Here is a 25760-nt window from a genome sequence, read left to right as displayed (position 1 = left end):
ATTGCCTGTTTACCTGATTGGGCGGCATAAATTCTAAACGCTTAAATTCCATTGTTATAAAGAAGCACGCATTTGGAGCAAATCGGCATCAGACCGCAGGCCAGAACCTCGCGCTGTTTGCGGAGATCGTCACCGTGGAAAATATCCGCCACGCTTTCTTCGTACAAATTGCCGACACTGAATTCTGGGAAAAATTTGCACGGATTCACTTTGCCGTCCGGCATGACGTCCATGCGGTTCGAGATCGAAAAGCACTTCGTCCGCTTCATGGCCGGCTTCTCGCTGCCCTGGATAAAACCTTCCACCTCTTCGGGCTCCAGTGCGGGCTGATAGCGGATGCGGACATTCCACACCCGGGAGTTGACTCGATTAAGCTCTTCGATCAGTGTGTCGAAATTGTCCGGTGAGATGTGGAACGTGAAGGAGTGCCAGCTATTCTTGTGGTCGTCAGCAAAGCGGGAGGCAAGATGCGGGAAATGAGCATCAAAGTAGGTGTCCATTTTCTCAGCGGTATCGGAAGGGATGTACCAAGGGAAGCAGAAGTAAACGGAATCAACGCCCATGTCTTCGAAAAATTCCATAAAGCTGTAAAGCTGGCCGACCATCTGGTCATTTACGGTCAGAGCTACGGACACTTTGCCTTTGTACAGGCCCTGCTTTTGCAGATCCAGCAGCAACTGTATGGCATGAATCACTTTCTTGAAGGTGCCTTTGCCCCGGATCGCGTCGTTCTCTTTCTCGAAGCCTTCCAGGCTGACGAGCATGACCAGATTTTCCGACATTTTCAGAATCGAATCCAGCTTCTTTTCAATGAGAATCGCGTTCGTACAAATGGTCGTGTACCGGTCTTCTCTGGCCAGCAGCTCCGCCAGTTCATCGAACTTGGAATAGAACAGCGGCTCCCCGCCCCATAGGAATACACGCGATTTGCGTTCTCTCGTTTCTGCCAGCAGCTTCTCCACGACGGGAATCTCGATTTCGTCGTTCTTCACTTCTTTGGCAAAGCCGTGATGGAAGCCGTCCGGATTCCATTCGAAGCAATGCTTGCAGCGCAGGTTGCAGCCGTTATTGAGCTTGATCCCGATCTCGTAAGGCACGGGGGCCGCATAAGCCGGATCTTCCCGACGCTTCCTTCCCGTTTCCGCCAGCGGAACTAGGGTTCTTTTCATATTACGGAATGTCAGTTGGTCAAACGTAACTGCTGTTTTCGGCTGCATAAGTAATCCTCCCAAAATGGTTGATTTTTGATCGCTGCTCCAGCAAACGTCTGTAAATCTCCTCCAGATGATGTTTCGAAAAATCCCTGGCTTTCCATTCCGCAAACCGGATACCGAAACCGCAGGATTCCCAATAGGTTGAATTATGAAACTCATGGTCACCGAACGGCTCTAACATGACAAAAGGGATTCCGTACGACAGCGAGTCGTTCAGAGTCGCTCCCCCCGGTTTGCTGATGACCGCTGCACAATTACGCATCAGGTCCGTGTAAGCGGAGTAATCCCCGAGCGGAAACTCTCGGAGAACGCCGTCTTCACGGACATAACGGACCATCGGCGGAAACGTGTGCCGCCCCTGCGCGTCCCGGCTCCACGGATCCCAGGAGGCCTCCGTTCCGAAGTAGCGCGTAACCCCGTCGTCCTCCTCCACCTCGGAGGGATCGTAGACGATCACATCAAGGCTGTGGCCGAGCTTACGAAGCTCTGAGATCGTTCCGGCATAAGTCCCGATCCCCCAGCCGCCACCATGAATCAGAATGCGTCCGGCGCGCTGCCCGTAAAGCAGTGGCTCCACTTCGTCCGAAGCGATATAGCCGTCCGGGGACAGCTCCGATGGGTTGTAGAACCAGACGTTGTTGTAGCCGGGGTACAACTGCTTGTGTACCTTGAACGACGGTGTATCCCACGCATCCAACCGGATCAGCCGGATGTCCAAGGGGCTGTCGACAGCTGCCTTATAGCGCTCCAGGATCGGCAGCCAGAAGCCGGTAAACACTGCAAAGCTGGAGACACCGGCCCGTTTCCAGCCGTCCAGCAGCCTCTGGACCGCTTCCTCGTCCAGGGAAGAGTCAACAGGCTTGGCCAACTTATGACCCATACGAGCAACGGAGAAATCCGCATGGAATGCTTTTTTGGTGGACCGAATCTTATGCCGGACTTCCTCGTGATACAAGTTCTCCAGAACGTGAACGTCTGTTCCGACTCCTCTGCCTTGCAGGTACGTGTGCAGATGCATAGCCGGAATGTATGCGCCGAGCGAATTCCCCGACGCCAGCAAGGTAACCGAAGATGAATTCATGCGCAGCCCCCGAGTTCCAGATTTAGTTGTACACTTTAACGGACAAGTCGGCGAGCACCTGCCGCAGGCTTTCGACCAGTTCGCTGCGGTGTCCGTCGTCACGGCCCACCACCGATACATACAGCCGTCCCTTCGGCATGCCTCGTTTGTTCTGCGTTCCCTCAGCGATACGGCGAGAGGTCAGAATCTCGTTCACCATTACCGTATTGGATGAGAGAGGAACGATCCCGTACCCCCCGGGTGCTGTCAACAGAAGATCGGATACGCGCATAGCGTACAGCAGTCTCCCGATCGCGAAGCCTTCCGGAAGACCAAGGGACAAGAACGTAAGCCAGCCGGTAAGGCCGTACGTTTCCCAGTATTTATCAAGATAAGCATTAATGAGGCCCATGGACTTGCGGGCGTTAATCTCCACAATGGATACGACTTCCCCGTCCTCCAGTATCATGGAGTCGAAGCAGACGAAGCCGTGATAGCCGTCATCCGCCAGAAGCCGGAGCGCTTTCTCCATCACGCTGAAATAGCTGGCGTTCTCCAGCTGGCGTATAAAAGCTTCATCCGCTTTGATAGACCCGCCGTAATTTTGCTGGTGATTAATCATTCGCTGAACCGAGATGAACTCTATCTCTCCGTTCTCCCCGATTAACCAGTGAGAACTGAAGTCGGTCTCTTTCAACAGCAGGGGTTCCAGTAGGAATTGAGAGCGCAATCCGATTCCCTCTTGTTTATGCAGGTGCTCCACTATCCTTCGATGAATGGCTTCGCTGTCGATGAGCAGATTGCCCTTGCCCGAAACGCCGAAGGGATCTTTCAACAGATACGGCCCCCGCTTCAGAAGCGCATTTCCGGCCGCTTCCATTTCCGCTGCGCTGTTCGCCTCCGTGCCGTAGCACTTCTCACCGATTCTAGCCAGGAGCCGATTGGAGTACATCTTGGAGTTAACACGCACAACCGTCTCAAGGTCCGGCAAAGGACCAAACGGTCCGGCGGCATGTAGGTAAGCTTCCGTATCTGCCGTAATGGCGTACGGAGACAGATTTTTTGCGGCGCAGGTGAACATCGCTTCATCATTTGATTGTGTTTGCCGTAAATCTCCGGCGGCATTCATGGGTGAGATAGATTCCGGCAAGACCGAACCCTCACGATAAACGGAACCGGCCGCCTGCAGCATCCTGTTTGCCGGTATATGACATTGGGCTTGATCGGCCGCAAGCCTGAACATGCACCGCTTAAAAACGTCCGGTTCAGGCAGGGGCTCTTTCTCATCGTTCAAATCATAGTGATAAAGGTTTCGAAAAGAAAAGCCCAAACCGTTCAGGTATTCGTACAGCGCTGGATCGATTTTGCAGCGGCTGTAGAGGATATCGTCCGGCCCGCAAAATGGAAAAAGCAGCTCGTCCATACACAGGACAATTGATTCTCGGTCCTTATCGGGCATAGCGGGTAGCCGGGCGAGATCCGGATCCCTCCAACGCGTTTCGGGATCGAAGGTACCCATAACGATTTTCGGAATCACGCCGGCTTCATTGCTTGACATCTTCGTACAATGGCTGCTCCTGCGGCTGGCAGCTTTTCAGAAAAGTGATAAATGCGTCGATCGATTGGAGATGTTCGTAATCGAATTGGTCATAGTCAATGACCACGTTCAACTGATCCTCGACTTTGAGCATAAACTGGATCATTTGCAGAGAATCGAGGCCTATATCGTTGTTCAGATCCGTTTCGGGGGACAGGGATTGGCGGAGTTCCGGTTGCTCTTCTTTGATAGAGCACAAAATGTCTACGATTTTATCGTACATGACTACACTCCTTTAAAGGGTTAATATGCGAGGTACAACCGAATCCATACGTTTACAAATTCCATTCAAATTAAACTGGTTTCCTGTCCTCCCTCCCTCTTCCATAGTTACAATTATTATCTTCTTATTGCTAAAAACTGTCAACAAAAAATATAGTATGATGCTGTAACATTAGACAATTATCTAATCGGCTATGAATATAAGTTCTTGTCCTTAGCTCGTGACAAGAACTTACATCGTTAAAACAAAAAAGCCGCGGTTTCAGCGACTTCTTATGCGTGTATGTTTTTGTCCTCCGACAGATCCCAGCTTCATGTAAAAATGCCTTAGATATGTAGAAGATATACCAGTTTTCTTTAATAATTTGATGATATAGTTAATGTATAATGCATTTTTATAACATTGAAAGGGAGCTTTCAATTATGACAAAAAAAGTAAACCGGCAGTTGAATGATGGTCCTAAAATTCAAAGAGAAAAAGAAATTGTTTCAAAAATGATTCGTATATATTGTAAGAAAAAACATCATCAAAAAGTGTTCTGCGAGGAATGTCAGGACTTAAATGATTATGCCATTAAAAGATTATCCCTCTGCCAATTCGGTGAAGAGAAAACGGCTTGTGCAAAGTGCCCTATCCATTGTTACAAACGGGATTATCGTCAAAGAATTAAGGATGTTATGCGTTTTTCAGGTCCATGGATGCTACTATATCATCCAATAGAGTCCATTAGGCATATCCCAATACCAGTTAAGTTAAGAAAATAACCCTGCTCGCTAGGCGATCACGCCTCCGGCGATGTGCCCGATAAGGATCAGCTGATCCGCACCTACTACATGCTCGCGGATGATTTGCAATGCGTTAGTAAGCATGATCCCAGCCCATTTTTGCGAAGAAACGCCAACATTCTACAGGGTGCTACTTTTCAAAAATGTATCCCGACTTATGTTCAAAAAGGCTTCGATCGCAGGCGAGATCCACTTCTCTTCATGCCAAAACATTTGGGTTGCAAACGATGTGGCGGTCAAATCCCACGGCAACGGAACCAGTTCTCCCCGATTCACTTCTGCTGCCACAGCCATTTCTGGTAATATGGCGATACCCATTCCTATTTTTGCACATTGTTTAATGGCTTCTGCGCTGTTAAACTCCAATTCAGTAATCCCCCCCATGCCTTTCTGTGAAAGACTTTGCTCAAAAAACGTGCGATAGGAGCATCCCTTCTCCGTCAGCAAAAAGGTCTCACCATTAAAATCTTCAATCGTCAACGCCGTTCGTGCAGCCAAAGGATGATCGGGCGCTGCCAATACATAAAAGGGTTCATCCAGCATTTTCTCTCCGCAGAATCCGGTTTCGCCCTTGTTCTCATCCAGCATGAAAATAATGTCCGCGTCCCCTTCCCGTAAGCTCTGTTTGAGGTTCGGAGTAGCCAGAGGTCGAAACATCAGCCGAATCCCTGGATAACGTAAGCGAAATCGGCGCAGTACAGCCGGCAGCCGGTACGTACACAACGTTTCATCCGCACTTATGACCACCGTACCTGTCACCTCGCCAGATTGCTTGACGGCATGCTGTGCTTCTTCAAGCTCACTCAATATGTTGTCTACATAGCGCAGAAAACTTCTCCCCGCATCGGTCAGGATCACTTTTTTACCCAATCTGTCCACCAGCTTGACACCCAGTTCTTCCTCCAATGATTTCATCTGCATCGTAACCGTTGAGGGGACATAGTTTTGCACTTCTGCAGCGCGGCTAAAGTTGAGTGTGGAAGCAAGCGTATGAAAGGTTTTTAGTTGGCGCAATTCCATGGTACATCCCACCCCCTTAATTCAAAAAAAATGAACGTTCTATTCAGAAACGTTTCTTTGACTTAACAATAGCATCATCGTAGAGTGATGACAAGAAAGACAATTCATCTTTAGCTATGAAAAGGAGATTTTCACATGAGAGATTATGAAATTTTTGAACTGGGGGATGTTCTGCTGCAATCTGGCGTCACCCTGCCACATGCCGTTCTCGCCTACAAAACCTACGGAACGCTAAATGCAGCAAAAAATAATGTGATTGTGTACCCCACCTGGTTTGCAGGTCTGCATACTGATAATGAATGGCTAATCGGACCTGGTAAGGCACTGGACCCGGAAAAGTATTTTATCATTATCCCTAATATGTTGGGCAATGGACTATCCTCCTCGCCAAGCAATACGCCTCCGCCATATCACCAAGCTAATTTTCCGCAGGTTTCGATTCATGACAATGTGCGGTTGCAGCATCAACTGGTTACCCAGAAGTTTGGCATTACGAAAATTGCCCTCGTCGTAGGCTGGTCACTCGGAGCCGTACAGACCTTTCAGTGGGGAGCAAGCTATCCGGATATGGTTGAACGAATCGCTCCATTCGGAGGGACTGCAAAGACCCGGCCACATGCAAAGGTTGTATTTGAAGGAATGATCTCTGCCCTTCAGGCTGATTCTGCCTGGAAAAATGGCTTTTACACGCAGCAACCTAAAGCGGGATTAGCAGCCATGGGTCGGGTCTATGCGGCTTGGGGCTTCTCCCAGGCTTATTATCTCGAGCAGCTCTATCAGCAAGAGGGCTACCACACACTGGAGGAATATCTCGTGGATTACTGGGATCAAGTGTTGTTGACCTTTGACGCCAATGACCTGATCACCATGCTGCGTACCGGAATCACCGGCGATATTAGCGCAAATCCGGTGTATGACGGCGATTTTGAACTTGCATTAAGCAGGATTACAGCACGGACACTGGTCATGCCGGGAAGCACGGACCTTTTCTTTCCTCCCCAAGATAACAAATATGAGGCACAACATATGCCTGATGCACTCTTCCTCCCGATTGAATCGAAGTGGGGGCATTGCGCAGGTATCGGACAGCATGAACCAGATTCCGTATTTATAGATAAAAAACTGAAAATGTTCTTACTTGAATGAAAACTTCGCACACTTGACTTTCCCCTGCACGGGAAACTATATACTTCCATTATGTTATAGATTGGAGGTGATATTTTGTTTAAAATCAGTGAGTTTTCCAGGCTAAGCAAGGTCTCCTTAAAAACATTGCGCTATTATGACCAGATTGGCATGTTAAAGCCGAGAAAGGTGGATCAGGGCACCGGCTACCGTTACTATTCAGCAGACCAGCTTCTTGAGCTCAACCGAATCTTTATCTATAAAGAATTGGGGTTCACATTGCCACAAATTATTCAGTTGCTCCGCGAAGATATTACTTTGGAACATATTCAAGGGATGTTTAAGCTGAAAAAAAGTGAAATCCAGCATATCATCGATATGGAACAAGCCAAGCTCGCCAGGATTGAGGAGCGTATGCAACTTATAGAAAGAGAGGGGCAAGTGGAAACAGGACAAGAAATCAGGATCAAAGCAGAAGGTGCTCAACCGTTTCTTTCTTTGAAAGCGCGCGGGAGAGAAGAAGACATTCCAGATCTCTTTCGTACATTTAATCAATTATTAACAAAGGAAACTCGCCAATTGGCTCAAAGTCCCCAGATCGTTTTGTGGAAAGAAATAGACGAACAAGAGGATGAGTTTGAATTTGAAGTCGGATATTTTTTAACCCGCGAGTTTCCATTATCATCAGATAGATTTCAACTACGGACCCTTCCTCCTGAGCCGATGATGGCCACAATGGCCTTTCGTTCGGATTCTACCTTTGCTTGTACAGCCTGTGTTGATTTAGCGAAATGGATTGAGGAAAATAACTATCTGATCAAGGAAAACGAACCTGGTAGGGAAATATATTTACCGTTATCTACAAAACAAGATGCACAATTAATGGAAATACAAATTCCAATAATAAATAGATAACGGAAGGAGGAGTGGCTTGAATTGAAAAATAACCTAATCATCTATGTCCTGGCACTTGCTGTTTTTCTGATCGGAACCATTGAATACATTATTACAGGAATCATTGAAATGATCGCCGTGGATTTGGGAGTAACTACTTCTGAAGCTGGGTTATTGGTGACTGTATTTGCTCTCGCAGCGGCCATTGTCGCTCCGATTCTGATTGCTTTAACGATAAATGTAGATCGCAAGAAGCTACTTATGGCTACCCTTAGTGTGTTTATTGCTAGCAATGGACTTATGTTTGTAAACCTTTCTTACGAAACATTACTATGGGTACGAATTATTCAAGGGGTTAGTGGAGGAATTGCTACCGTAGTAGCCATGGCAGTAGCTACTCGACTGGTTGAAAAAGAAAGAAGAGGCCGTGCTATCGGCATTATTTTGATGGGACTCAGCAGCTCGCTCGTGCTGGGTGTTCCGATTGGCACATTTTTTAGCGAGATGTTTGGATGGAGAGTTTTGTTTATTTTGATCGGTTTATTAAGCGTTCTTCCATTGCTCATCATCTATAAAAAGGTTCCGGCAATTAAAGAAGAAGAAGCAGTCACCCTCAGGATGCAGCTCTCCATCTTAAAAAACCCAAAAATTCTGACTGCCTTGGTTATTACTTTATTTTATATCGGTGGCTACTCTACGCTATTTACTTATATTACGCCTTTCTTGCAAGCCACATCTTCTCTTTCCATAACCGAAATTAGTGGCATTCTATTCTTGGCGGGAATTTGCAGCTTCGTCGGATCAAAACTAGGTGGACAATTAGCAGATGCAAAGGGATCGAAATTTACAATTTGTTTCGGACTTCTGTTACAAGGAGCAACTCTCCTTTTATTCGCTCTAGCCGGTGTCAATCTCTTTGTATTGATCTTGGTTTTAATGATCTTTATGTTAGCAACCTGGAGTATTTCACCTGCCCAGCAGCTATTTCTGGTCACTCTGGTACCTCGAAATCCGGACATTGCCCTAAGCGTAAATACTTCCTTCATCCAATTTGGTTTTGCGCTGGGATCTGGATTAGGCGGGCTTGTCATCAGCCGTACCTCTGTCCTGAATTTGAATTGGGTAGGTTTGGCTGCTGTAAGCATCGCTTTACTTCTTGCGATCCTGCTATTCAAAAAAATGAGCAGTGGGATTGTAAACCCTATTGTTACTAATGAAAAATGAATAGCCTCAAATATCCCCACATCCTTCCTTTATATTGATGTGTTCGACTAGAAATCGGCATATTCAAAAATAGGGGCAGGATGTTTTTTTATTATCTTGAAGGGAAAGTGAACTCCGATATCGATCCCGATTAATTCAATTGATTAATTCATCTGAATGAATTATACTTAGCTTGCAAAAATCATCAACATTATCCAATTGAAGGGAGCCGAGAAATCTATATGAGTGCTCATGAGACGAAATTCCCTGCTTTTTCACTTTCCGAAAGAGATCGTAGATGGAACATTGCAAATCAGCTAATGGAGGAAGAGCATGTAGATGCTCTGATCGTCTATGGGGATCGAGAAGGCACGTTCCCTGCTGTCTTTGCCCCGGATACTTACTTTACTAATGAACGTCCAGGCTCTATTGTCATTTTTCCGAAAGACGAAGAACCGATCTCTGTCGTGTTCTTAGCAACCTCTGTGGAAGATCATATTCAAGCTCGATATACGAATACGCAAGGCTGGATACGACCGGAAAATATGTATGTCGGAAAAGTGGGGACTACTATTGTCAAGATTATAGAAGACCTGAGGTTGAAAAATAACACATTCGGTGTTATTGGTCTTGAACCTTATCCTCCCTATTACTTCGATGGTGCCATGCCTTATAATACGTGGCAAACTATATTGAAGGAATTGCCGAATGCGACGTTTAAGCCGGTCGGGCGCGTGTTCTTTACGCTGACTGCTGTTAAAAGTCCAGAGGAAATCGAAGTATTGAAATGGTCAGCGAATGTTGGGGAAAAAATGTGTCAAGCTATGCTTGAAGCTACCCGACCCGGTGTTAGAGAAAATGAGATCTATGCAGCAGCCATGAATGCATGTGCTGAACATGTCGGATTTACCACTATGATATTGATGGGATCAGGATCAGAGTTTGTGGGATGGGGGCCGCCAGCGTGGACCTACCGTCCAGAAGAGCCTCGGGTTATTCAAGAAGGAGATATCATTTTGGCTGAGGTATTTTCATCGTTTGGAATGCTGGAAACGCAGCATCAACCCTCAATAGCCGTAGGCAACGTGCATCCGGATTTTGAGAAGGCAGCTGTGGCAGCAAGACAATCTTATGAAAATGGTGTGAAAGAGCTTCGCCACGGAACGAAATTTGGAGATGTTGTCAAAGCAATGAATGAACCGATGCGCGAGGCAGGTGGTTGGCATGTTCATCCTCTCATTCATTCCATCAGTCCTTTCGGTCTTATCGGGGTCGGTGACGAGATTGCCCGATTGCCTGAGACGAAAGAGTACGGCAATATGATGCCGATCCCCTCCATCGGATTAGATACGGAACTAAAAGCCGGGATGGTATTTGCCTTTGAACCCAATTGTGCGATTGGAAATAAGGTAATCAATCTAGGCGGAACTGTTATTGTGGGTGAAGACAGAGGAATTGAACTAAACAGAAATTCCACACGGCTTATGCGGGCTACCTGGTAAAAATAAAAAATAGGACGTGAGGTAGAAACTACGCTCTCTCCCCTCACGTCCCATTCCACACAATCTGTTGTTATCTCACTTCATGAAGGTTTATCCTTTACATGCGCGAATCGCCAGCTCACCAAGCTCCCTGGAGATGAGAGCAATATGCGCTTCATCCAAATCCTTGATACCTTGACGTCGAAGATAGGTTTCTTTAGCTACCGAGAAGGCAAGCGACTGTCCAACGATGGCATGAGCGACTAAAATCGTCTTTTGATCTTCTGCGTCTAAATCAATTAATTTCCCTACTAATACGGAAATGATTTGGTGCAAGGGCTGAAAAAATTTCTCGTACAAGATATCGTAAGCTTCAGTAGGTTGCAGTTGTTCTCTAGCAAGAAAGACACTTCTTATATTTGTTTCCTGATTGCCAATCATCGATTTGGAAAATTGAATCATTACTGCCTTAAGCGATTCTGCGGCTTCTTCCTTGGTGAGTCTATCGCTTCCTTCCGCCTCTTCTAAAGCCCTTTCCAAAAAAACATCATTCACCGTTTCTGCCAAACGATGAGCAACTTTCAGGTACAGCCCTTTTTTTCCGCCAAAATAATAGGGGATCGCCGATTGGTTGACACCCGCTTCATCTGCAAGTGTGCGCGTACGGACACCTTCATATCCATACATGCCAAAAATACGTAGCCCTGCGTCCAATAAGCGAGTTTTTGTTGTGTCGTCATTCAATTTATTCGTATCGCTACTTGTTTTTGTAATCAAATACCGTTCCTCCATGTTAACTCGATGTTAATAAGTATAATTAATTCAACTGAATGAATCAACATGGACAGTTTATATTATGACCTTATATATCCTGAGTTCTTCTATAAATTAACCTTTGCTTAAGTATTACCGCAAGCTCTTCAACTGTATCCCAAACAATGGGACGGATCTCCTTTATTTTTACAGGATGCATCTCGGCATCACTGCTGTTCACGGTCCATACCACCGGGATGTTCAAACCAATCGCATATCCCGCCGCGAAATACACTTCAGGGGATTGACCGGTTAGATCCGCGATAATCAGTTTACTGTCTGCTATAAGCTCCAACGATTACTTTTCTCGGTTATGCGTGTTTTTATGTGTAAGCAGACGCGGCAGATAATCATACTGCTCAAAAATAGGCAATAGTCTCTCCAACCACTCCGTGCGCAGCTCTCCGTCATTCGCGATGAGAACAGAGAATGTCTGTACAAATATTGCAGTAGACGGTGCCTTTATCTTCAATGGTCCAGGGATTTTCGGAGAATTCACAATAGATTCCATGTCATTGAATGATAGAGCGACCTCCTTCATCAGAATCATTTAGCTCACGGATATAGGCCGATACTAATTGAAGCATTCGGTTTGTTGTGGCTAGTGGGAATCAATATTACTGCTAACGGAACATCAGCGGTTGAATTTGCTAAAGTAATTCTTAAATATTGGAGGGTAATGGAAGAAAGCAAACTATAAGATTGGTATCAAATGTTTAAAATAGGCTTTTATAAAGAATAAAACCATTGACACCATTTTTAACGTCGCACGACTCGTTAGCTCTAAATTAGGGTAAATTCTTACGCCTTTTAAACAAAAACGGAATTATGCAAAATACTCATATAAGTGGTATTCTACCGAGCAGTCCCTAGACCAAACGATAATTTATCATTATGCAACACTTGAAATGTATCGAACAAAAAATAAGATCCGTCTTGCATCCCAGCAGACGGATCTCATATGAGGAGAGCGCCAAAATTTTTAAATATCTGGGCGGCCGTTCCATTAGCTGGTTTAATAGACGTCCCAATGTTTCAGCCGTCGCGATGTATATCAGAAGTTTTCTCGATGGCTGTTTGGGACACCCCCTTGTTTTTAAATAAGGTTAGATGTCGGTTCTAGGTGAGGATCGAGGATCAAGTCCTCCATTTTTCACGAATATTTTCTGCATCCTTAACCATTCTGTCAATCAACTCAGACACGGTTGGGATATCATGGATCATACCGGTTACTTGGCCTGCCCAGCCGAAACCTTCTTCTTTTAGGTCATCGTAAATCCAACGTTTGTTGGCTTCACCGCTGATATAGTCTTTTAATGCTTCATACGTTGATGACACGCGCTCAATTTCAAGAATTTTATCGACATATTCACTTCGCAATGCTCTGGCAGGAGATTGGATCGAACGTTTAATTACAACCGTATCATTTTCTGAACTCTCAATTAAGGCCTTTTTATAGGAGGATGAGGCATGGACACATTCCTGAGTAGCAATAAATCGCGTCCCCATTTCAATGCCTTCTGCACCAAGTGCGTGGGCAGCCATCCATCCCCGACCATCCCCGATCCCACCAGAGGCAACGACGGGAATCGAAACGGCATCGACTACCTGAGGAACAAGCACCATGGTTCCAACATCGTCACGTCCTAAGTGTCCTCCACCCTCCTGCCCCACAATAATAACAGCGGATGCACCTAGTTGTTCAGCTTTTTGTGCCTGTCTCCTTGAAGAAACAAGCACCAGCGTAGGGATATCCGTAGATTTCAACATCCCTAATATCTCGGCAGGGTTTCCGCCTGTAATCGTAAAAGCGGGTACTTGCTCGTCAATCGCGACCTGCACTCGGTCCACATAGGATGCACCGTGCATGCCAATAGCAAAGTTCACACCAAACGACTTGTCTGTTAATTGACGAGTACGCACAATTTCTTGACGAAGTGCATCTGCACTCGGGAGACTCATGGCTGTGACTTGCCCCAGTCCCCCAGCATTTGATACTGCAGCCGCAAGGTCTGCATAACCCAAATAGGCAAGTCCTCCTTGAATGATCGGATACTTAATTTGCAATAATTCGGTGATACGGGTATTCCATTCCATGATAGGCGCCTCCACGATAAGATCATTCATATCAATAATAAGATTGGGATCAATGCAACGAAAATGGCTATGGCTCCTGCTTGATAATCTATTTTCTGAAATTTCAATTGTTTAAAACGGGTTCTTCCTTTTCCATTACCGTAAGCACGTGCATCAATAGCGTATGTCAGTTGTTCAGCACGCTGAATAGTTGTAAAGAGTAATGGAACTAGAATCGGAATATAAGATAACAAACGTTTGGGTAACGATAAAGTCTTTATATCAAAACCTCTGGCCTTTTGAGCCAGGAGAATTCGATCTAGCTCCTGCTGAATTGTCGGGATAAACCGTATCGCAATGACAATCATTAATGAAAACTGCTCTACGGGAACGTTAAGTTTGGATAGTGGTGATAGCAATTTTTCAAGACCATGGGCTAAAGTTAGCGGTTGTGTTGTTAACGTTAGAATGGAAGCTAGCAAGACGAGTAAAACAATACGCCAGACGAAACGAATCCCATTTTGCAATCCTTCCCTGGTTAACTCGATGAATGACCAAGACCAAATGACGCTTCCTTTGGTGAAGATCACATGATATAGAAAAGTAAATGATAAGATAAATAAAATAGGCTTAATTCCTCTCCAAATAACATGAGTCGGAATCTTCGATATTATCAATAAAACAGTAACAACAATGGTAGCGGCCACGTAGCTTAAGCTGGACTCTAGCATCAAGAAGCTCAGCATAATCGCAGTGATACTTAAAATTTTTGTCCGCGGGTCCAGCCGGTGGAATATGGAATGCGTCTCCAGATATTGACCTATTAATACGGTATTAGCCATTTAGACGCTCCTTGTATTCCAGATTGGCATGATTGCGTTCCAAATATCTTCTTCTCTACAGCTCGTGACCTCAATCTTCCGACCGGATAACTCCTCAACCAGCTTTAAGAACTGAACAGACTCTGGTAATGACAAACCAAGTTCCTCTAGTAATTGTGGTTGTTCTAGAAATATAGTGTTGGTATTATAATGCCCCATGATATGACCTTCATGAAATACGAGGACCTCGTCAGAGTACTCTGCGACATCTTTCATTTGGTGTGACACAAAGATCAGGGTGCGATTCTTTTGTTGCTGCCAATTCTTTAATAACTGTAACATAGCTACTCGACTGACCGGATCGAGACCCGCAGTTGGTTCATCCACAATAAGTACCTTCGGGTCCATCATTAACACAGAGGCGATCGCTACCCGGCGCTTCTGCCCCCCACTTAATTGAAATGGTGGTAATGTAAGAAGCTCTTCTGAAAGACCTACTAGTGGCAAAATGCTTTGAATTCTCTCTTTGATCTGCTGGTTTGAGTATCCATGTTGTTTCGGTGCAAAGGCAAGCTCCTTATAAACCGACGTTTCAAACAACTGATGCTCGGGATATTGAAAAACAAAACCGATCTCCGGGATAACCTTCAGTTGGCCTTTAGCATCCCGATCAACGGGCTGATGACTAATCAAATAGTCTCCATCTATGCTAGGTATTAATCCCTTCAGCACTTTAACAAACGTAGATTTACCCGCACCGGTCTGCCCAATGACAGATAGCCACTTTCCTTCTTGAATGGTGCAGCTTACTTGGTGCAAGGCAACTTGACCAGAATAATACACACTTACATTGTCTAGTTGGTAGACCATTGTGAGCGAATCATCTCCTTCCAATCCGCTATCAGTGGAGATTTTTGTTGGAGCTTTTGATGAAGTCTCACGGCAAAAGGCAATTGTAGTTGGTAGTCAGCAGCATTCATCGTTTCAAAAAATCTCAGCGGATCGCCATCGTATTCGAGTCTCCCCTGATGGATTAGGAGCATGCGCTCAGCTGATAACACTTCCTCCATATGATGAGTGATGTGAACAATCGTCATGCCTTGCCGGTGCAACTCATGCATAATGGAAATGATTTGTTCTCTCCCCTGTGGATCAAGCATCGAAGTTGCCTCATCAAAGATAATCATTTCAGGGCGCATGGCTACAATAGCCGCAATTGCTACACGCTGTTTCTGACCGCCGGATAACTCGTGAGGCATCTTTTCTAAATAACCTTCCATTTGAACAGCTTGCAGAGCATGATGGAGACGATCTAGCATTTCTTCACGGGGGACACGAATATTTTCGAGTCCAAATAACACCTCATCCTTAACAGTTGTGGTAATGAATTGATCTTCTGGATTTTGGAAAACCAAACCGATCTGTTCATGTATTTGGATAAGCTCTTCTGGAATTGACGACTCAAGATGGTTAAACTTAACGCTTCCTTCCTTCGGAAGTACCAATCCATCCATCAGCTTAGCGATGGTAGATTTACCACAACCGTTAGCACCAACAATCGCTACGAACTCACCAGGTTCGATTGTAAAGCTGATATTATCTACAACAGGCTGTCCCTTTTTATAATAAAAATGTACTTGATTGAATGTAAGCATCTATGAACTTCCCTTCTGTCGGTACCATGTAGCGAAGAATGCGTCGATGTTGTCTTCGGAAAAGACAGGCTGAGGTTTTTGCCATTTTGTCACCTTAGAGCCGTTCACACCAAATATTTCACCTGTTAACTCTGGATCAGGCTGTGCTAATAAAGCGGCCACGAAACGAGCGATATCCTCTGCTTCTCCTACCCGCCAGAATTCTGGAAATGGCTCATTACGCTGGTTGTACTTTTTCGTTAGATGATCAATGATAGGCTTCGTCATATCTGTTAAGGCTGCTGGTGCAATGGCATTTACCCTGATCTGATGTTTCTTCAATTCGGCTGCGAGCGTCCACACGATGCCGAGTATTCCAGCTTTCGCAGCACTATAATTCACCTGCCCAACAGAACCTGTTAACCCCGCAGTAGAAGTCATCAGAATGATGTCTCCTCCGTTCTTCTGCATATGCGAAAGGACCCGCTGAATCGTATAAAAGGCTCCATTCAAATGAACATCCAGTACAGAATTCCACTCTTCATCGGTCATACGGACCATTTTTTGATCATGTAAATTGCCGGCATTATGGATCAGCACATCAATGCGTCCATATTCAGCGATAACAGTATCTATCATGGCTGTAACTAAGTTCGGATCAGCAATATCGGCACAGTAGCCCATCCCAACGCCACCCGCTTCATGAATTTCCTGTACGACTTGGTTGATAAACGTTTGATTGGTCCCATTCACAACAACCTTATAACCGGACTGCGCTAGATGTACAGCAATACTGCGCCCTATTCCCCTCGTTGATCCTGTTATGATCGCTACTTTTTTCATGGTAGCTTCTCTTTCACTGACAATGTACCGGATGCAATCATTTCGCCATCTACTTCTGAAACGGTTACTAGAATATGGCTTCTGACATCTTTAAAATCAAAAATCACTTCCGAATCTACTAAAAGTGGATTTAGAAATTTCAGTTCATACGTTGTGATCCATTGTTCTGGATGCTCACGAATATAAAGGGATTGCGCCAATCCCATGATATACATACCATGTACGATAGGCCGCTTAAATCCTGCATTTCCAGCGGCTTCAGCATCTAAATGAATATCTGCTGTATCTTTAGAAGCAGCAGCATAACGATGAATTGCTTCAACTGTTATTCGTTTCTTCAATGCTCATCACCTACCCGAATTAACACCGTTTCTGCTGTGACAATATGCTCACCTTCACATGTACATATAAGCGTATGTGTATACAAGGTCAATATCCCTTGTCTCCCGGATTTTCGCTCAACCTTTGTTAAGGCTAACTCACAGTCTAAGATCATGCCCGCCGTAATCGGGGCCTCATATGAAAAATTCTGTGAACCGTGAATGAAGGATTCACTCCCATCTATCCATGGAATATCAAATTCTTGCCAGAAAATGATAGGCATTGTCGCAGGAGCAACAAGATTACCCTGTATGCTCTGCAGAGGGGCTTCAATACTGTGTGCATACTGAGTAATCCACTCTGCTGTAATATATAGCTGATGCTGCAGCCTATTCATTCCATGGCCTCAACGATCGTAGCGATCCCCATACCCCCGCCAATACCGAGCGTGGCAAGTCCTCTTTTGTAAGGATTATATAGCATTTCAGCACATAAACGCGTCATTAATATAGCCCCTGACGCACCATAGGGATGACCAATAGCGAGTGCGCCGCCTCCCAGATTGACTTTCTCCTCTGGAATCTGAAGCTGATGAAGTGAAGCCAATACTTGTGAGGCAAATGCTTCATTAAATTCCACGATGTCAAGATCAGCCACCGACAGCTGTTGACGACCCAGCACCTTTTGAACAGCAGGAACCGGACCCATACCTAAAAGATTCGGATCTATTCCAGCCGCTTGAGCATCCACTATACGCAGGATAGGCTTTAGCTTATACTCCTCACATTTATCACGAGACATGATTAATACAAGAGCGGCTCCATCATTGAGCGGACAGGTATTTCCAGCAGTTACCGTACCCTGCTCCAGAAATATAGGTGGTAATTTTTGTAGCTTATCGAGGCTCGTATTGGCTCTTGGACATTCATCCTCGGTGATCCAATCGCCATGAACATGAAGAGGCACGATTTCCTGCTGAAAACGACCTGTTTGCTGAGCATGAATCGCTTTTTGATGACTTTTCAGGGCATATAGGTCTTGATCTTCTCTGGATATGGCGTATTTATTGGCGACATTCTCTGCGGCTATACCCATATCGGGATCGCCATAGGAGCTTGGGGTAAAATGAGCTCGTGTATAGAGCCTCGGCACACCCATTAGTGTTTCTGGCTTGGCCATTTTCCATGGTGCTCGGCTTGTGCTTTCCACACCACCTGCTAAATAAATCTCCCCTGCGCCACTTTGTATAAGACGTGCCGCTATATTTATAGCCTCAAGGCCTGAACCGCACTGCCGATCAACCGTAACTCCAGGCACAGAGACCGGCAGGCCTGCTTCCAGTGCTGCAACTCTTGCTATATTCCCACCTGGACCGACGACATTGCCTATGATCACATCATCAATGGATTCCTGAGGCAATTTCGTTTCTGCTACAATATGCTTAATAAGAGGTGCTAATAAGCCTTCCGGTTCAAGCTGACTTAGAACGCCGCCCATTCTGCCGATCGGCGTACGTTTTGCCATGACAATCACAGCTTCTGTCATACCATCACTCTCTTTATGTAATTTTTCATTGCTTGGCGAGCTAATTTGCCGCTGCTGGTGTAAATGAATTCATCTACTGTGATGAGCTGCTTAGGTGCTTTGTAACTTGCTAAATGCTGACGGCAATATTTTTTTATTTCTTCAATAGATAACCGATGTGGACCTTTCCATTTCACAAGTGCCGTCACCTGATCTCCCCAATAAGGATCTGACATTCCCAGCACCATGACTTCATGAATTTCCGGAAGTTGCAGCAGCAAAGACTCTATTTCCTCCGGGAATACGTTGAGCCCGCCGGTCACCATCATATTTTTGGAACGTCCCGCTAAATACAAATAGCCATCCCCATCCAGATATACATAATCTCCAAGGATAAGCCAACCGTCTTTAAAAACTTTTTTCGTTTCTTCGCGCAAATGATAATAGCCTGTGAACATCATCTCACTTCGTATGTAGAGCTGCCCAACGACCCCAAAGGGAACCTCCTGAGAATATTCATCCCGAATGGATATCTCCACACCCGAAAAAGGCTTGCCAATTGAATTCACTTTACGCTCGTCATGAACATCCAAATAACTAATGTAACTTGCTTCAGAAGAGCCGTAATATTCATAAATCTTAGCACCGCTAAACACTTCTTTACTCCTATGCTTGGATGCTTCGGTCCACTTCCCACCTGAACTAATGATGGCTTGAATTTGCGTCTTTCCCGGCAGTGCCTGCTGCAGCATAGATTCAATCATTGTAGGCACGACAAACAAGATTGTATTTGGAAACTTCCCGCACAGCTCTAAAACTTCTTTTGAGTCAAATTGTTGTACCATGTGAAAGGTCGCACCACTATATAAACTCTGCATTAATGCGAATAATGATAAGGAGTGAACGAGAGGACCTGGTGCGACTATATCCTCGATCGTATCCAGTTCAAATGCTTCGCTTGTTGCCTTAAAGCTTTTGATCCAGGACAAGTGAGTACGCATGAACCCTTTAGGCGTTCCAGTTGTTCCTGAAGTGAAACCAATGAACAATAATGGATTCGTTTCATCCATTTTAGCTTCCGGCTTTAAAGCTTCCATCCAGTCATCATAAGAACCAATATCTTTATCGCCAAAAGTTAGTATTGCTGGTTCTATAGCCTGAAAGACTAGATTCTTAATGAATCTAGTCTCTATAAACATTATTTTCGGCTGGCACTCTTGTATTATTGCATTTATTTCTTTACTGCTCCATTTCGGATCTAGAGGAATAGGTACGCACCCTGCATAAATAGCCCCCAGAAAAACTTCCACAAATTCGATGCGATTCCCAGACAAAATAGCTACTTTATCATGGATGAGACCATTTTGCTGTAGTCCCCGGGCGATTTGCTTCACTCGCTGCATTAATGCCGAATACGTACGACTCTCTTCACAATGAGATAACGCCACTTTATCCGGTTGCCTTGCTGCATTTTCCAGAAATTGTTCTACTAAATTCATCTCTCATCACACCCATTAACATTATGTAATTGAATGATTGGAAATCGCTTATCTAGGCGTTGTTTACCTTATCTTCAATCGGGCTAATAGCTTTCAATTGAAGCGCAATAATGGCTGCAATGACTGCTTTAATACAATCCCCTGGTAAGAATGCCGTAGCACCCACAAGTCCGGCCCAGATCGATGTACCTGTCATAAGAGCCATCACCGGAGCGCCAATTAAACTAATCAGTACTACACCAAATACAAAATTGATGATGATCAATTTCCAAATAGTTAACTTTGGCCATACCTTTTCCGTGGCATATCCAATACAGAATACGGCGAATGGCCAGCTTAGAAAATACCCGACCGTCGGCGCTACGAAAACCGAAGCTCCTCCACGGCCACCAGATAATAAAGGTAAACCAATAGCAACCAAAACGATAATTAAGATCAAGCTAATCGTTCCCGTCTTTTTCCCTAAAAAGCAGCCCGCTAACATGACGCCTAGCGTTTGTGCGGTTATTGGTACGGGTATAAAGCCTAGTGGAATCGGTGGAATCAAGCCCAATACCCCAATTAACGCAGCGAATAATGCTGCAAATACCATCTCTTTTGTCTTCACATTTCTTCCTCCATCACTATGTCTCGAGTTAAACATCTACAAGAGTCGACATCTATGTATGGATAAATCATATACTGATACCTCTACATTGTAAACCCGATATTTATATTTTTGGTTAACGATAATATCGAATGATACAATAACATCAGCTTCTTTATAACGTAATACAGATAACATCGTCAGGACGTGTGATATAATATTTTCACAAAATATAGTAATGCTTGTAGAAGGTGATTTGTTGAAGATTGATAGGTTGATAAGTATTGTTAGTGTATTAACAAATAAAGAACGAGTTACTATACAAGAATTAGCGGATAAATTTGAAGTATCTAAACGTACAATATTTCGTGATATAGATACATTAAACATGGCTGGAATTCCAATTGTTTCTTTTCCCGGGATTGGAGGCGGAATTTCAGTAGCAGAGGGATATAAGGTAAATCGAAGTATTTTATCAGAGGAGGATATTAAAAACCTATATGTCGGATTAAGTGGATTGAGAAGCATTAAAAGTGAAGGCTCAATACAATATTTAATAAACAAGCTTTTGCCTAAAGATGAAAGCTTGATACTTGCTGAAAGTGATATCATCATTGATCTGTCATCCTGGTTTGAACAAAGTGAAATGCATAAAAAGGTCAAGCAATTACATACCGCAATTTTGAATAGACAGTGCATTGAAATGGACTATATAACGAAGCATGCTCAATCCAAGAGAATAGTTGAGCCTCATAAACTTGTTTTCAAGCAGACATATTGGTATCTATATGCTTTTTGTTTGGAGAAAAATGATTTTCGCTTATTTAAATTGTCTCGAATCTTATCTTTTGAGGTATTGGACAGCACATTTAGCTATAGACCGAATTGTGAGATCGACTTTGATTTCATAAACACGATTTCTTCTACCTCGGAATACTCGTCGGAATACGCTATAGAAGTAATATTAGAGTGTAACAATGAGGACAAATTTTATATAGTAGACAAAATAGGTTCAAAATATTTACAGCCTTGTGATGACAGTGAAGTTAAAAAATGCTTGATTCGCTTTTATACGTCGAACATAGATTGGGTCGCAGATTTCGTTATTAGCCTTCAAGGAAAGGTTCGTGCAATTGAACCCGCTTCCCTACGTCAGACAGTGAAGAGTAAACTTGAAAACATGTATTCCTTCTATAAAGATGACATATAGCTGTCACCTATTGCCCTGTAGAATGACAATAAATAAAGAAAGGGAGCTGAGAGCATGAAAAAAGAAGTACTTGTGTTTATTTCAGAAAATTTTGCGGACTGGGAAAGTGCGTATATTTGTGCAGTGCTGAATAAACCAGAAACAGGATTCATCGTGAAAACGTTAGCAGTTAAGAAAAACCCAATAAAATCAATGGGTGGTTTCACGGTTATTCCAGACTACTCAATTGCTGAAATTCCAACACATTTTCATATGCTTATCTTAGTAGGTGGAACTTCGTGGATGAAGAGTGAGAATGATGATGTGAAGCAAGTAGTTGATTTGTGTGTGGAAAAAGGAATTCCGGTTGCGGCGATATGTGATGCAAGTACGTTTTTGGCGGATAAAGGATATTTAGATGATATCGAGCATACAGGCAATTCACTCCCCTATTTAGAGGAGTATGCACCAGGCTATAAAGGCTCAGAGCACTTTATTGAAAAACAAGTGATTTCAAAAGAAGGGTTCATTACGGCAAACGGAACATCAGCGGTTGAGTTTGCTAAAGAAATTCTGAAATATTTACAGTTTATGCCTGAAGACCAACTAGAAGAGTGGTATCACATGTTTAAAGTCGGCTTTTACAAATAAAGGTCGACAGTTACCAGTAAATAAAAATGGCTCATGATTGATTCGTGGGAATCAATCATGAGTTATTGTGCGGACTAATTTTGGCTTATAAATTCAAAAATCTCATCAACAGCCTGTACATACCCACCTGATTTTCGTAAGGATTGTTGCATATTTGCTGCAGCTTTCTTGAAAGATGAGACGCTTAACACATGATCTGCAGCCTCGCGTAGTTGATGTGCAGTCAAACTTTGCATTGGTAAGGTAATGCCCGCTCCGATATTGGCGACTTGTCCCGCAATGATCGGCTGATCCGCGCTTTGCGGGATTACAAGGAGCGGTACCCCATAATAGAGACCTTCATGGGCACTATTCATTCCACCATGTGTTATAAATAATTTAGCGTATTGCAATACATCTGTTTGCGGCACAACGTTGTTTACGATGAAGTTTGGAGGAATCTCCCCTAAATCAGAAATATGGGCTTTATCCCCTATAGACATGACAATCGTATGCTCCGTGTCCCCCAATGCCTCAAAACACAGCTTATAGAAATCAATCGCTTGGTTAAAGACGGTACCGAGTGAAATGTAAATGAGGCTTTTCCCCTCGATTGCCGTAAAGTCGAAGTCTTTCTGATTTACTCGTGAAGAGATGGATGGGCCTACAAATTTATAAGAATGATCGAATGCTTCTCCATCAAGTTGGAACTCCTTTGTTGTATACACGATAGTAAGCGGTGCCGGATTACAAAATACTTCGTAAGGAGAATGGATCTCCACATGATAGGTTTCCTTCACCTTTTCTGATAGACTTTGAAATGTATCATTGATAGGCTTAGCGATTTCTGCTGGGACACTTGTATGAAACTGTTCCAGCATGCTGTCGAATGATACCTTTGTCTGCGCAAAAGAAGTGCAGGAATTGATTGCAGGCAGCTTCAGCATTTGAGCAATTATACGTCCACAACCGAACATGGAATCATGAATGATGTAATCAAAATGCTCACCTTTGATCTGTTCAAGCACATTTGGTATGACGATATCTGACGTAAGTAACAGGCCGTTGATTCTTTCGAGTACATAATTTCGCCCGCCTGATATAAAGGCTTTAATCAATTTTTGACCATCAAATGTTCGTACGGTTGCTCCCGTTTCTTCCATTCGCTCCCGATAAGCTTCTATACAAAAGTATACGACCTCTTCACCACGCGAAATAAGTTCCTGCACAACTCCAATCGTAGGATTGATATGTCCCTCTGAGCCGCCATTTATAAATAAAACACGCGCCATTTCCATCACTCCTTAAGTATACGGTTGACTTACATTCACTCTTGATGTAATTAGTGAAAATCCTATTATAAATGAGCCGTAAGCAAAAACATGCAAAAGCACAAAAGCAAAAAAACATCTCCCCAAATGAATGGGGAGATGTTCAGATATGACTAGTGAGTAATGGATGATTTCGGATATAACGTTGTTCCCCAAATCGAAACGTTAGTATTGCTAGTTAACGGAACGTTATACTCATCAATAACTGTTCTCCACCATTCCCAAGCAAGACCTGTACATTCTCTCGCAAAAATTCTTATGTTCTTGGCATTAGGTGGAAGTGGAATCTCTGTCGAGAAATGCGCTGTTTTATCGCGCCAGTTTCCTTCCCAACCTTTACGAGTAATGATCTCTTGTCCATTTTCATCAAATGTGAATTCATCCCAATATACTTCGAACTGAGCAACATATGCACCACTATGATCAAGGGTTATTTTACCCTTCGTATATTCTGTCGTTTTCGTCTCGATATATTCTGTATTGTTATGAACCGCAGCTATGGAATTGTCTTTCAAGAAGACACTAGTATATGAAATCGGGTAACCTGGGTTTTTGCTGCTGAATTGTGCATTGTCTTTGATTACATTTTGAATAACATTGAAGTCTTTCGTGACGACTTGGTTATGTGTCTGTGCGTCGCCGCCTAATACAACCGCAGTAAACGAACTGTTTTCATAAATATCTTTGTACTGTCCGCTAGTTTGTACGCTAGGGTTATTGAGCAATAATTTAAATGCCGTTTGTACGTCGTTGCTCTTGGAGGTCGTCTCCAATTTTACGTAAATGGTTCTGCCATAAGCTACGTTAGATACCATCAGTGGCGGAGTCTCATTGCTTACCCCTTTGCGGGCTAACTCAGCAAACGTCACACTGTCATCAAACAAGTCCGATGGATTGTTAGGTAGTCCCGCACTTACGGTATAAAAGATTTGCTTATAAGCAGCAACCATCACTTTTTTCTCGCCGTTGGCAACCGCGTTAAAGTCGATTCCCAGCGTACCGTTAAGCACTTGTGCGTTTACATTCAGTGCGCTGGAAATTTGATTTTGGCTGTAAACCATAGATTCAGCGTACTGCAATCTCGCTGGCAGTGTATGCGTGCCGGAATACTTCTCGCCCCAAGTCGATATGAGCTGATCAACGGCACTAGAAACATTTCCGTAATTTGGATTTTGAACGGTAATTGTATTCTCATTCTTCAACCCAGGCAGATCAATGCTTATATCTAACGGTTTTCTCGCAGCCATAACCAGACTAGGCTGATTATCCGCAAAATCCTGATTTGCAAGCTGTATTGCACCTGGATAAGTGCGATTTGTGATCGAATCAATGATTGAAATATCTACGGGTGACGTTGTGAGTGATTTTTTGTCCCGTTCAACCACGATAAATTTACCATTGGATTGAATGCCTTCTTTGGGAACAAAACTACTGATTTGATCCCCTTGTACAGCCAAAACCTCATTGCGATTATAAGTCAGGCCTGCGATCCCAATATCAATATCATTGGGGCCGTTTGTTGCAGCATAGGAAATACTCGAAAAGGCGAACACTTGTAAACTCATTAATAGACTTACGAGTACTTTTGCTCCCTTCACATGTTTTGAATTCCTCATACAGATCTACCCCTTTTTATGTATAGTATAGTGCTATAGTACTATACTGATTTTATCGGTATTTTAGCGCGAAATTATTAGATTTATATGACAAAGAACTCCGTAATTTTTATAGCACAAGATATTTCTAGCATATTCCCCGATGGCTTTGCCCTATCGCTCAGGTAGGTTTCAATCCACTTACGTTTCTTTAAAAAACCGTCTTGTCAATTGATTGTCCGCTAGGGCATTATGTTCACCTACATACACTTTTTCTAAATTGTTACATAGGCTAA

27 protein-coding genes are annotated in these 25760 nt (G+C 43.9%); 7 read left to right on the top strand and 20 right to left on the bottom strand.

Annotated features, from left to right (window positions below; genetic code table 11):
- Positions 1-41 precede the first annotated feature (41 nt).
- Genes AC2TF5_RS13850 through AC2TF5_RS13835 form a run of 4 tightly spaced genes read right to left on the bottom strand, consistent with a single transcriptional unit; the run spans position 42 to position 4094 of the window.
- Positions 42-1232 carry a radical SAM protein gene (locus tag AC2TF5_RS13850; RefSeq protein ID WP_491302701.1) on the bottom strand — a complete coding sequence of 397 codons (1191 nt, stop codon included), beginning with the start codon at positions 1230-1232 and terminating at the stop codon, positions 42-44.
- Positions 1189-2295, bottom strand: coding sequence for a hypothetical protein (locus tag AC2TF5_RS13845; protein ID WP_491302700.1), 1107 nt, complete (start codon positions 2293-2295; stop codon positions 1189-1191). The genes AC2TF5_RS13850 and AC2TF5_RS13845 overlap by 44 nt, the downstream gene beginning before the upstream one ends.
- A 22-nt stretch (positions 2296-2317) precedes the next feature.
- On the bottom strand, positions 2318-3832 hold the full coding sequence (locus AC2TF5_RS13840; RefSeq protein ID WP_491302699.1) for an ATP-grasp domain-containing protein: 1515 nt from the start codon (positions 3830-3832) through the stop codon (positions 2318-2320).
- Complete coding sequence (locus AC2TF5_RS13835) at positions 3819-4094, bottom strand: acyl carrier protein (RefSeq protein ID WP_491302698.1); 276 nt, start codon at positions 4092-4094, stop codon at positions 3819-3821. The genes AC2TF5_RS13840 and AC2TF5_RS13835 overlap by 14 nt, the downstream gene beginning before the upstream one ends.
- 422 nt (positions 4095-4516) lie before the next feature.
- Between AC2TF5_RS13835 and AC2TF5_RS13830 the strand changes: the two genes are divergently transcribed.
- Positions 4517-4858: a nitrous oxide-stimulated promoter family protein gene (locus AC2TF5_RS13830; RefSeq protein WP_491302697.1), complete on the top strand. Its 342-nt coding sequence runs from the start codon at positions 4517-4519 to the stop codon at positions 4856-4858.
- A 141-nt stretch (positions 4859-4999) separates the two neighbouring features.
- Here the strand turns inward: AC2TF5_RS13830 and AC2TF5_RS13825 are convergent, their stop codons facing one another.
- Positions 5000-5899 carry a LysR family transcriptional regulator gene (locus AC2TF5_RS13825; RefSeq protein WP_491302696.1) on the bottom strand — a complete coding sequence of 300 codons (900 nt, stop codon included), beginning with the start codon at positions 5897-5899 and terminating at the stop codon, positions 5000-5002.
- 135 nt (positions 5900-6034) lie between these two features.
- Between AC2TF5_RS13825 and AC2TF5_RS13820 the strand changes: the two genes are divergently transcribed.
- From AC2TF5_RS13820 to AC2TF5_RS13805, 4 genes are all read left to right on the top strand, one after another.
- Positions 6035-7045 carry an alpha/beta fold hydrolase gene (locus AC2TF5_RS13820; RefSeq protein ID WP_491302695.1) on the top strand — a complete coding sequence of 337 codons (1011 nt, stop codon included), beginning with the start codon at positions 6035-6037 and terminating at the stop codon, positions 7043-7045.
- Positions 7046-7120: 75 nt separating this feature from the next.
- Positions 7121-7939: a MerR family transcriptional regulator gene (locus AC2TF5_RS13815; protein WP_491302694.1), complete on the top strand. Its 819-nt coding sequence runs from the start codon at positions 7121-7123 to the stop codon at positions 7937-7939.
- A 21-nt stretch (positions 7940-7960) separates the two neighbouring features.
- A complete protein-coding gene (locus tag AC2TF5_RS13810) occupies positions 7961-9142 on the top strand; it encodes an MFS transporter (RefSeq protein ID WP_491302693.1) in 1182 nt (393 codons plus the stop codon).
- A 221-nt stretch (positions 9143-9363) separates the two neighbouring features.
- Positions 9364-10623 (top strand): M24 family metallopeptidase, encoded by a 1260-nt coding sequence (locus tag AC2TF5_RS13805; RefSeq protein WP_491302692.1) that lies wholly within the window; start codon positions 9364-9366, stop codon positions 10621-10623.
- Positions 10624-10713: 90 nt separating this feature from the next.
- On the opposite strand, the gene AC2TF5_RS13800 is transcribed toward AC2TF5_RS13805, so the two are convergent.
- From AC2TF5_RS13800 to AC2TF5_RS13740, 13 genes are all read right to left on the bottom strand, one after another.
- Positions 10714-11379: a CerR family C-terminal domain-containing protein gene (locus AC2TF5_RS13800; protein ID WP_491302691.1), complete on the bottom strand. Its 666-nt coding sequence runs from the start codon at positions 11377-11379 to the stop codon at positions 10714-10716.
- 85 nt (positions 11380-11464) lie between these two features.
- On the bottom strand, positions 11465-11710 hold the full coding sequence (locus tag AC2TF5_RS13795) for a hypothetical protein (RefSeq protein WP_491302690.1): 246 nt from the start codon (positions 11708-11710) through the stop codon (positions 11465-11467).
- A 3-nt stretch (positions 11711-11713) separates the two neighbouring features.
- A complete protein-coding gene (locus tag AC2TF5_RS13790; protein WP_491302689.1) occupies positions 11714-11965 on the bottom strand; it encodes a hypothetical protein in 252 nt (83 codons plus the stop codon).
- Between the two features lie 587 nt (positions 11966-12552).
- Positions 12553-13512, bottom strand: coding sequence for an NAD(P)H-dependent flavin oxidoreductase (locus AC2TF5_RS13785; RefSeq protein ID WP_491302688.1), 960 nt, complete (start codon positions 13510-13512; stop codon positions 12553-12555).
- 26 nt (positions 13513-13538) lie between these two features.
- Entirely contained in the window at positions 13539-14333 is a 795-nt protein-coding gene (locus AC2TF5_RS13780) for an energy-coupling factor transporter transmembrane component T family protein (protein WP_491302687.1), read from the bottom strand.
- Positions 14334-15182: an ATP-binding cassette domain-containing protein gene (locus AC2TF5_RS13775; RefSeq protein WP_491302686.1), complete on the bottom strand. Its 849-nt coding sequence runs from the start codon at positions 15180-15182 to the stop codon at positions 14334-14336.
- Positions 15167-15967, bottom strand: a complete 801-nt coding sequence (locus AC2TF5_RS13770; RefSeq protein WP_491302685.1) for an energy-coupling factor transporter ATPase — start codon at positions 15965-15967, stop codon at positions 15167-15169. Before AC2TF5_RS13770 ends, AC2TF5_RS13775 begins: the two co-directional genes overlap by 16 nt.
- On the bottom strand, positions 15968-16789 hold the full coding sequence (locus AC2TF5_RS13765; protein ID WP_491302684.1) for an SDR family NAD(P)-dependent oxidoreductase: 822 nt from the start codon (positions 16787-16789) through the stop codon (positions 15968-15970). It lies immediately after the preceding gene.
- Positions 16786-17130 (bottom strand): MaoC family dehydratase, encoded by a 345-nt coding sequence (locus AC2TF5_RS13760; protein ID WP_491302683.1) that lies wholly within the window; start codon positions 17128-17130, stop codon positions 16786-16788. Before AC2TF5_RS13760 ends, AC2TF5_RS13765 begins: the two co-directional genes overlap by 4 nt.
- Positions 17127-17507, bottom strand: a complete 381-nt coding sequence (locus tag AC2TF5_RS13755) for an FAS1-like dehydratase domain-containing protein (protein ID WP_491302682.1) — start codon at positions 17505-17507, stop codon at positions 17127-17129. Before AC2TF5_RS13755 ends, AC2TF5_RS13760 begins: the two co-directional genes overlap by 4 nt.
- Entirely contained in the window at positions 17504-18655 is a 1152-nt protein-coding gene (locus tag AC2TF5_RS13750) for a thiolase family protein (protein WP_491302681.1), read from the bottom strand. The genes AC2TF5_RS13755 and AC2TF5_RS13750 overlap by 4 nt, the downstream gene beginning before the upstream one ends.
- Positions 18652-20133, bottom strand: coding sequence for an AMP-binding protein (locus AC2TF5_RS13745; RefSeq protein ID WP_491302680.1), 1482 nt, complete (start codon positions 20131-20133; stop codon positions 18652-18654). Before AC2TF5_RS13745 ends, AC2TF5_RS13750 begins: the two co-directional genes overlap by 4 nt.
- 52 nt (positions 20134-20185) lie before the next feature.
- Positions 20186-20740 (bottom strand): biotin transporter BioY, encoded by a 555-nt coding sequence (locus AC2TF5_RS13740; protein WP_491302679.1) that lies wholly within the window; start codon positions 20738-20740, stop codon positions 20186-20188.
- 238 nt (positions 20741-20978) lie between these two features.
- On the opposite strand from AC2TF5_RS13740, the gene AC2TF5_RS13735 reads away from it, so the two are divergent.
- Together AC2TF5_RS13735 and AC2TF5_RS13730 are read left to right on the top strand one after the other, a co-directional pair.
- Positions 20979-21929, top strand: a complete 951-nt coding sequence (locus AC2TF5_RS13735) for a helix-turn-helix transcriptional regulator (protein ID WP_491302678.1) — start codon at positions 20979-20981, stop codon at positions 21927-21929.
- A gap of 54 nt (positions 21930-21983) precedes the next feature.
- On the top strand, positions 21984-22559 hold the full coding sequence (locus AC2TF5_RS13730) for a type 1 glutamine amidotransferase family protein (RefSeq protein ID WP_491302677.1): 576 nt from the start codon (positions 21984-21986) through the stop codon (positions 22557-22559).
- Positions 22560-22633: 74 nt separating this feature from the next.
- On the opposite strand, the gene AC2TF5_RS13725 is transcribed toward AC2TF5_RS13730, so the two are convergent.
- Complete coding sequence (locus AC2TF5_RS13725; RefSeq protein WP_491302676.1) at positions 22634-23830, bottom strand: macrolide family glycosyltransferase; 1197 nt, start codon at positions 23828-23830, stop codon at positions 22634-22636.
- A 152-nt stretch (positions 23831-23982) separates the two neighbouring features.
- Positions 23983-25485: a thiol-activated cytolysin family protein gene (locus AC2TF5_RS13720; protein ID WP_491302675.1), complete on the bottom strand. Its 1503-nt coding sequence runs from the start codon at positions 25483-25485 to the stop codon at positions 23983-23985.
- Positions 25486-25760 lie beyond the last annotated feature (275 nt).

It is taken from the genome of Paenibacillus sp. JNUCC 34 (assembly GCF_058269055.1).
This window is presented reverse-complemented; position numbering and strand designations above follow the sequence as displayed.

Bases quoted from the DNA above. Each gene is read 5' to 3' on its own strand.
- AC2TF5_RS13845 (WP_491302700.1), bottom strand. From the start codon at position 2,295: ATGAATTCATCTTCGGTTACCTTGCTGGCGTCGGGGAATTCGCTCGGC.
- AC2TF5_RS13840 (WP_491302699.1), bottom strand. From the start codon at position 3,832: ATGTCAAGCAATGAAGCCGGCGTGATTCCGAAAATCGTTATGGGTACC.
- AC2TF5_RS13835 (WP_491302698.1), bottom strand. From the start codon at position 4,094: ATGTACGATAAAATCGTAGACATTTTGTGCTCTATCAAAGAAGAGCAA.
- AC2TF5_RS13830 (WP_491302697.1), top strand. From the start codon at position 4,517: ATGACAAAAAAAGTAAACCGGCAGTTGAATGATGGTCCTAAAATTCAA.
- AC2TF5_RS13825 (WP_491302696.1), bottom strand. From the start codon at position 5,899: ATGGAATTGCGCCAACTAAAAACCTTTCATACGCTTGCTTCCACACTC.
- AC2TF5_RS13820 (WP_491302695.1), top strand. From the start codon at position 6,035: ATGAGAGATTATGAAATTTTTGAACTGGGGGATGTTCTGCTGCAATCT.
- AC2TF5_RS13805 (WP_491302692.1), top strand. From the start codon at position 9,364: ATGAGTGCTCATGAGACGAAATTCCCTGCTTTTTCACTTTCCGAAAGA.
- AC2TF5_RS13790 (WP_491302689.1), bottom strand. From the start codon at position 11,965: ATGATTCTGATGAAGGAGGTCGCTCTATCATTCAATGACATGGAATCT.
- AC2TF5_RS13785 (WP_491302688.1), bottom strand. From the start codon at position 13,512: ATGGAATGGAATACCCGTATCACCGAATTATTGCAAATTAAGTATCCG.
- AC2TF5_RS13780 (WP_491302687.1), bottom strand. From the start codon at position 14,333: ATGGCTAATACCGTATTAATAGGTCAATATCTGGAGACGCATTCCATA.
- AC2TF5_RS13775 (WP_491302686.1), bottom strand. From the start codon at position 15,182: ATGGTCTACCAACTAGACAATGTAAGTGTGTATTATTCTGGTCAAGTT.
- AC2TF5_RS13770 (WP_491302685.1), bottom strand. From the start codon at position 15,967: ATGCTTACATTCAATCAAGTACATTTTTATTATAAAAAGGGACAGCCT.
- AC2TF5_RS13765 (WP_491302684.1), bottom strand. From the start codon at position 16,789: ATGAAAAAAGTAGCGATCATAACAGGATCAACGAGGGGAATAGGGCGC.
- AC2TF5_RS13755 (WP_491302682.1), bottom strand. From the start codon at position 17,507: ATGAATAGGCTGCAGCATCAGCTATATATTACAGCAGAGTGGATTACT.
- AC2TF5_RS13750 (WP_491302681.1), bottom strand. From the start codon at position 18,655: ATGACAGAAGCTGTGATTGTCATGGCAAAACGTACGCCGATCGGCAGA.
- AC2TF5_RS13745 (WP_491302680.1), bottom strand. From the start codon at position 20,133: ATGAATTTAGTAGAACAATTTCTGGAAAATGCAGCAAGGCAACCGGAT.
- AC2TF5_RS13730 (WP_491302677.1), top strand. From the start codon at position 21,984: ATGAAAAAAGAAGTACTTGTGTTTATTTCAGAAAATTTTGCGGACTGG.
- AC2TF5_RS13725 (WP_491302676.1), bottom strand. From the start codon at position 23,830: ATGGCGCGTGTTTTATTTATAAATGGCGGCTCAGAGGGACATATCAAT.
- AC2TF5_RS13720 (WP_491302675.1), bottom strand. From the start codon at position 25,485: ATGAGGAATTCAAAACATGTGAAGGGAGCAAAAGTACTCGTAAGTCTA.